Below are 502 nucleotides of genomic sequence, written 5' to 3' on the forward strand. Positions count from 1 at the left end.
CACCTATGGGCTTCCCCCATGGCAAGACCCCTCGGATCAACACCACCATTCACGCACCGACCCCTTTCAAATTAGCTCTAACAGGAGTCTTTTTTGTCAAGATTTGTCGCCTGACCCCAGTTTCCCCCGCTGAAATCATCCCACTGGCGGCCCGGCACGGGGCTGCTCGCCATTGCTGACATGTGACGTGCGCGGGGTAATGCGCAGTGCCAACCACCGTCACGGTCCCTGCCGCCATGCGGTCCCCTCCGTGCCGCCCCACACCTCCGCATTATCGCGCAGCAACAAGTCACCTTCGGCAAAAAGGCAGGCAGCCCCGCGCCCGGCCGCAATCCTTGCCTTCGCCTCACGGCTCGGGGAACCCCGCCACACATCCCGCCGGTGAATTCCGGGAGACGGTCCCCGCCTGCCCACGGTTGCGTTCCACTCCACCGCCTCCCGGATCACCGCACACCCCCAAACCACCGCCCGCAGGCGGGCCGGGAAAGCAGGCGCGTCGGGT

1 protein-coding gene is annotated in these 502 nt (G+C 65.3%); it reads right to left on the reverse strand.

The window, feature by feature from the left end:
• Window positions 1–219: 219 nt before the first annotated feature.
• Window positions 220–502 (reverse strand): hypothetical protein (locus tag ACFQY0_RS21455; protein ID WP_379717173.1); only part of this gene is annotated, 283 nt, incomplete at its 5' end.

The organism is Haloferula chungangensis (assembly GCF_042664875.1).
Taxonomy (GTDB): Bacteria; Verrucomicrobiota; Verrucomicrobiia; order Verrucomicrobiales; family Akkermansiaceae; genus Haloferula; species Haloferula chungangensis.